The organism is Mycobacterium sp. E1715 (assembly GCF_001667625.1).
Classification (GTDB): Bacteria; Actinomycetota; Actinomycetes; order Mycobacteriales; family Mycobacteriaceae; genus Mycobacterium.
The window spans coordinates 1-5,447 of the sequence record NZ_LZJJ01000034.1 but is presented as its reverse complement, the minus strand read 5'-3'; the positions used below and the strand labels follow the sequence as shown (position 1 = coordinate 5,447).

Annotated in this window: 4 protein-coding genes; 1 reads left to right on the top strand and 3 read right to left on the bottom strand. The window is 67.2% G+C overall.

Annotated elements, in window-relative coordinates:
- The 3 genes from A9X03_RS01815 to A9X03_RS01805 all read right to left on the bottom strand — a co-directional run.
- Positions 1-2,668 (bottom strand): NAD-glutamate dehydrogenase domain-containing protein (locus tag A9X03_RS01815; protein ID WP_197695993.1); only part of this gene is annotated, 2,668 nt, incomplete at its 3' end.
- 120 nt (positions 2,669-2,788) lie between these two features.
- Complete coding sequence (ettA, locus tag A9X03_RS01810; protein ID WP_067749486.1) at positions 2,789-4,465, bottom strand: energy-dependent translational throttle protein EttA; 1,677 nt, start codon at positions 4,463-4,465, stop codon at positions 2,789-2,791.
- 80 nt (positions 4,466-4,545) lie between these two features.
- Entirely contained in the window at positions 4,546-5,028 is a 483-nt protein-coding gene (locus A9X03_RS01805; RefSeq protein WP_068259403.1) for a single-stranded DNA-binding protein, read from the bottom strand.
- 198 nt (positions 5,029-5,226) lie between these two features.
- Between A9X03_RS01805 and A9X03_RS01800 the strand changes: the two genes are divergently transcribed.
- The coding region (locus A9X03_RS01800) for a DUF222 domain-containing protein (protein ID WP_156746444.1) at positions 5,227-5,447 on the top strand (221 nt) is incomplete at its 3' end.

Sequence of the window (5,447 nt, the reverse complement as noted above, 5' to 3'; positions counted from 1 at the left end):
GGCTGACCTTCTTCGTTTTGTGGTCGACGTTGTCGGTGACGTCGAGGAGCCCGGAGATGAACAGCTGATAGCAGGCGACACCCTCGGCACGGATGGCCTCGCGGTCCTCCGCCTGGTCGCCGGTCGCCAGCGGCGGCCTTTTGACGACGAAGCCGCCCTTGGCCCCGACCGGCACGATGACGGCGTTCTTCACCGCCTGCGCCTTGACCAGGCCGAGGATCTCGGTGCGGAAATCGTCGCGGCGGTCCGACCAGCGCAGCCCGCCGCGCGCCACCGGCCCGAACCGCAGGTGCACGCCCTCGACGCGGGGCGAGTAGACGAAGATCTCGTACTTGGGCCGCGGCAGCGGCAGTTCGTCGATCAGCTGGGCATCGAGCTTGAGGGCCAGCACATTTCGGGCGCGGGCCGAACCCTCCCGGGTCACGAAGTAATTGGTGCGCAACGTCGCCTGCACCAGCGACGCGAACGCCCGCAGGATGCGATCGGTGTCCAGGCTCATCAGCGCGTCGATGTCGGCGGCGACCGCGGCAGCCGCCGCTTGGGCGTCGCGATTCCTCGACGAGCCCGACGGGCGGGGATCGAAGAGCGCCTCGAACAGGGCGACCAGTGAACGCGCCGTGGAGGGGTGCTCGTTGAGCACCGACTCGATGTAGGACTGACTGTAGGGAAAGCCCGCCTGCCGTAGGTATTTCGCGTAGGCACGCAGCAACACGACCTGCTGCCAGGTCAGCCGCGCGCGCATGACCAGTTCGTTGAAGCGGTCGATCTCGACCCGGCCTTCCCAGATCGCGGTGACCGCGTCGGCGAATCGCTGTGCGGTGGCCTCGCGCTCGGTTGTCGTGGTCGCCGGCGAGATGGTGGGGTGGGTCGAGATCTTGAACTGGTAGATCCACACCGGCAGGTTGTCCGGGCGGGTCACGGTGAAGGGCCGCTCCTCGAGCACCACCACGCCCATGCTCTGCAGCATCGGCAGCAGCTGGCTCAGCGAGGCGGTGCGCCCGCCCAGGAACCAGGTCAGCTGGGCGGCCCCGTCCTCGCCGCGCTCAGAGAACACTAGCTTTACCGAATTATCTTGCAGCCCTTGGATTATGGCGATGTGGTCGATGGCGTCGGCCGGGCTGACGGCCTGCTTGTAGACCTCCGAGAACGCCGTGGCGTAGTGCTCGACGTCGGCCTGCTCGGCGCGACCGTCCGCGGCCGCGCCGATCAACCGGTCGGTCCAGGTGCGGGCGGCCTCGCTCAGCAGCCCCTGGATGCGGACCCGATTGTCCTCGGAGACGTCGACGGGTGCGGCTTCTTCGGGCAGCCGCACCATGAAATGCATGAGGGCCCAGGGCGACTCGCTGACGCGGGCGGTGAACTCGAGCCGCGTGCCGCCGAATTCGCGGACCAAGATGTCTTCGATCTGAAGCCGCACCTGGGTGGTGTATCGGTCGCGGGGCAAGTACACCAGGCAGGACACGAAGTATTGGAGCCGATCGGCGCGCAGGAACAACAACGCCCGCCGTTGGGATCCCAGGTCCACCACCGCTTTGGCCATCGCCAACAGCCGCTCGGCGCTGAGAGTGAAAAGCTCTGAGCGCGGGACGGTTTGGATGACGTCGAGCAGCAGCTGGCCGGGGTGGATCGGGTCGCTGTCGGCCAGGGCGAGCGCGTCGCGGACCCGGGTCGAGACCGTAGGGATCTCCAGAACGTCGGCGTTCATGGCGGCGACGGTGAAGAGCCCGACGAAGCGGTGCTCGACGACTCCGTCGTCGGCCCTCTCCCGCACCGCGATGGCGTACGGATAGGCGCCGTACCGCAAGTAGCTGCCCACGACAGACTGCGCGAGCACCAGCAGCTTGTCGTCATCGGTCAATCGGGGGCGGGAACCGGTGCGGGTGCGCAGGACGCCCAGGCCGGGTGAGCCGTCGCCGGAGACCAGGCCCTCGTGCACGCGGCACCGTTGGTAGCCCAGCAGCAGGAAGTTACCGTTGCCCAGCCAGCGCAGCAGGGCGGCGACGTCGTCGCGGTCCGGCGCGGAGAACTGGCCGTGCGCGTTGGTTTCCACGTCCGCGGCCAGGCCGCTCAGGGCGGCGATCAACGCGCCCGCGTCGCTGGCGACCTGCTGCACGTCCGACAGGACCTTGGGCAGCAGCCGCTCGACTTCGACGAGGCCCTTGGTGTCGACCGACGGCAGCAGCTGCACGTGTATCCACGCTTCGCCGACGTATGGCGGTGCGCCGGGAGGTTTGGGTTCGACGCTGACCAGGTCGCCGTCCGAGTTGCGGTGCACCTCGAACACCGGCGTCATGATGGCGGCGTAGGGCACGCCGAGCCGGTGCAGCAGCACGGTGACCGAGTCCATCAGCATGCCGCCGTGATCGGTGACGACCTGCAGCGCGGGCCCGAATCCGGCCGGATCCTCCGCGGGGTACACCGCGACTCGGCTCTGGCCGGCGGGGCGGTGCTGGCCCAACCGATAGTGGGCGCCCAGCATGGCGGGAGTGACGATGGAGGTCGGGACGGTCAGGTCGATCGGACCGGAATCCGCCGCCCCCGGTTCGTCGCCGTGCGGGCCGCGATAGCTCTCGATGTAGGCCTTCGCGATCCAGCCCGGAATGTCCTCCTGCAGTGTGAACGCGGTCCACGGCTTGAGGGCCTGCTTGGCTCCGGGATCGATCGTCATGCCGATGGCTCCCAACTCGTGACCGATGTCACTGTGCTCAACCGCCCAGTCTCCCCCGCAATGGGGGGCGGCCCCCAGCGGCCGTCCGGGCCGCGTCACTGCGGGGCTGCGCAGCTGACACTAGTCGCGCGTGAGCTTTCGGTGGGTCACTCTGTGCGGTCGCGCCGCGTCAACTCCGAGGCGTGCGACCTTGTTCTCCTCGTACGCACCGAAGTTGCCCTCGAACCAGAACCACTTGGCCTCGTTGTCCTCGTCGCCCTCCCAGGCCAGGATGTGCGTGCACGTGCGGTCCAGGAACCAGCGATCGTGGGAGATCACGACCGCGCAGCCGGGGAATTTCTCCAGGGCGTTCTCGAGCGAACCGAGCGTTTCGACGTCGAGGTCGTTGGTGGGTTCGTCGAGCAGGATCAGGTTGCCGCCCTCTTTGAGCGTGAGCGCCAGGTTCAGCCGGTTGCGCTCGCCGCCGGAGAGCACGCCGGCCGGCTTCTGCTGGTCAGGACCCTTGAAGCCGAACGCTGAAACGTAGGCGCGCGACGGGATCTCGTTCTGTCCGACCTCGATGTAGTCGAGGCCGTCCGAAACGACTTCCCACACGGTCTTCTTGGGGTCGATCCCGGCGCGGGACTGGTCGACGTAGCTGAGCTTGACGGTTTCTCCGACCTTGACCGTCCCGCTGTCGGGCTGTTCGAGTCCCACGATGGTCTTGAACAGCGTCGTCTTGCCGACGCCGTTGGGACCGATGACGCCGACGATGCCGTTGCGGGGCAGGGTGAAGGACAGGTCCTTGATCAGCGTGCGCCCGCCGAAGCCCTTGTCCAGGTGCTCGACCTCGACGACCACGTTGCCCAGCCGCGGCCCGACCGGGATCTGGATCTCCTCGAAGTCGAGCTTGCGCGTCTTTTCCGCCTCAGCCGCCATCTCCTCATACCGCTGCAGCCGCGCCTTGCTCTTCGCCTGGCGCGCCTTGGCCCCCGACCGCACCCAGGCCAGCTCCTCGGTCAGCCGCTTCTGCAGCTTGGCGTCCTTGCGGCCCTGCACCGACAAGCGCTCGGCCTTCTTCTCCAGATAGGTCGAATAGTTGCCCTCATAGGGGTACGCGCGACCGCGGTCGAGCTCGAGGATCCACTGCGCCACGTTGTCCAGGAAGTACCGGTCGTGGGTCACCGCCAACACCGCGCCCGCATAGGCGGCCAGGTGCTGTTCGAGCCACTGCACGCTTTCGGCGTCCAGGTGGTTGGTCGGCTCGTCGAGCAGCAACAGGTCCGGCTTGGACAACAGCAGCTTGCACAGCGCCACGCGCCGTCGCTCACCACCGGACAGGTTCGTCACCGGCTCGTCGGGCGGCGGGCAGCGCAGGGCGTCCATGGCCTGCTCGAGTTGCGAGTCGAGGTCCCAGGCATCGGCGTGGTCCAGCTCCTCCTGCAGCCGGCCCATTTCCTCCATCAACTCGTCGGAGTAGTCGGTGGCCATCAATTCGGCGACCTCGTTGAACCGGTCCAGCTTGACCTTGATCTCGCCGAGCCCCTCCTCGACGTTGCCGCGCACCGTCTTCTCTTCGTTCAGCGGTGGCTCCTGCTGCAGGATGCCGACGGTGGCGCCGGTGGCCAGGAAGGCCTCGCCGTTGTTCGGCTTGTCCAGCCCGGCCATGATCCGCAAGACGCTCGACTTGCCGGCGCCGTTGGGGCCGACGACACCGATCTTGGCGCCCGGGTAGAAGCTCAACGTGACGTCGTCCAGGATCACCTTGTCGCCGTGCGCCTTGCGGACCTTTTTCATCGTGTAGATGAACTCAGCCATGCCGCGGTCATGCCTTTCTGGTCTTTTGAGAGAGTTCTCGCGACCATCCTAGGCATCGCGCGGTGGGCCGGATTCCGCAGCTAAGCCGACATCGGCAGCGGTCCCGCTTCGGCGGAGTCGACGCCGGCGTCGCGATCGGCGTCCTCACCAGCGGTGCCGGCCGCATCCGTGGGTGGCTTGCCGGCATCGCCGGCAGTCGGGCCGGTGTAGCCGGGCCTCTCGATGCGGACGATCGCGCGGGACACATCGGGCCCGACGGAGGTGGCACGCATCTCCAGCGACGAGCGGCGGTTGCCGTCGCGGTCCTCGTACTCGCTGGTGTACACGTGGCCCACGACAATCACCGGTGCACCCTTACCCAGCGCGGCGCCCACGCCGGTGACCAACTTGCCCCAGCAATTGACGTTGATGAACAACGAGTTGCCCGGCTCCCAGCCTCCGTCGGCCGTGCGCCGCCGGGAATTGCTGGCGACGCGGAACTTGATCACCTCCTGCGTGCCGACGTGTCGGCGTTCGGGGTTGGTGACGATGTGTCCGACGACCGTAAGCGGTGTTTCAAACATTGGCTGATCCCTTCTCGGTTGCCATTTCTCTGATGTCGTGACCATTGACCTCGCCGCAACCGACGGACCTGGGGCCGAAACCGGGTCTCGGTGAGCGGTCCTGTGGAAAGAAACGGGACTGTGGAGTAGTTCGCGGGTCACATTCCAGCGCGGAATCGGCAACCGAAACTTGTCGTACCCCGCTGCGACGATGGGTTCATGTCTTCGACCGCATCGTCCGACTCCGTGGTGGTGAGCCCCAAAGACCGTCTCGGGGTGCTGTTCGAGGAGTTGGCGGAGTTGGCCGGTCAGCGCAACGCCATCGATGGGCGCATCGTGGATTTGGTCGCCGAGATCGACCGCGAGGAGCTGTGCGGCATGACCGGCGCGCGGTCGGTGCCGGCGTTGGTGGCCTGGAAGCTGGGGTTGTCCTCGACCAC

Bases quoted from the DNA above. Each gene is read 5' to 3' on its own strand.
- A9X03_RS01805 (WP_068259403.1), bottom strand. From the start codon at position 5,028: ATGTTTGAAACACCGCTTACGGTCGTCGGACACATCGTCACCAACCCC.
- ettA (WP_067749486.1), bottom strand. From the start codon at position 4,465: ATGGCTGAGTTCATCTACACGATGAAAAAGGTCCGCAAGGCGCACGGC.